The sequence below is a fragment of the Oribacterium sp. P9 genome (assembly GCF_046365365.1).
In the GTDB taxonomy this organism is placed as follows: domain Bacteria; phylum Bacillota; class Clostridia; order Lachnospirales; family Lachnospiraceae; genus Oribacterium.
Genome location: NZ_JBKEIS010000059.1, coordinates 1 through 625, shown reverse-complemented (window position 1 = coordinate 625; position 625 = coordinate 1). Strand labels below are relative to the sequence as shown.

Annotated in this window: 1 pseudogene; it reads right to left on the bottom strand. The window is 46.7% G+C overall.

Annotated features, from left to right (window positions below):
• Positions 1-467 (bottom strand): annotated as a pseudogene (locus ACK8P7_RS10995) (hypothetical protein); the annotation flags it as partial.
• Positions 468-625: the final 158 nt, after the last annotated feature.

Here is a 625-nt window from a genome sequence, read left to right as displayed (position 1 = left end):
GTGAAGGTCTGACCTGCGAAGTCCACCTCCATCTTTTGTGCGATTACGGCATCAAAGTGGGCGGTCTCATAATTCTCTTCGCACCATTTGTTGTAGAGCTCACAGTACTGACTGTACTGGTAAAAACGCGCCCCTTCTTCTTCGCACTTTTTCTTGTAGCGGTTCCACAGAAACATGAGCGTCATGTTCTTCCTGGTTGCCATTAACTTGGCTGCCTCTTCATAATCCGGAAGTTCGATGTTTTCGTTACGGCAACCTGATCCAGATACAGACCCATACACCTTCATGGCTATCCCATAGTTCGTGATGCCTGTCGGCAATGGATACTGAAGATCTTCACACTTCTTGAACGCTCGCAAGAAGTCGTTAACGCCAGACTTACTGTAACCCGCCTGACGAGCTATTTCGCCACCTGACATGGATAGCGCATAGTGTTTGATAATGATGTCCTTGTAATCTAACTGCATACATTATCCTCCTTAAAAATGATGTATTCACCATCACTTGGATGGTTAGCATCATTATAAAGGAATGGACCACTAAGATAGAGCTCGTGCCGGCCGTTCAGAAACGGAATGCGGCCGTTTTGCTTCGCAAACCCGGCCGATTAGCTTCGCAATATGCA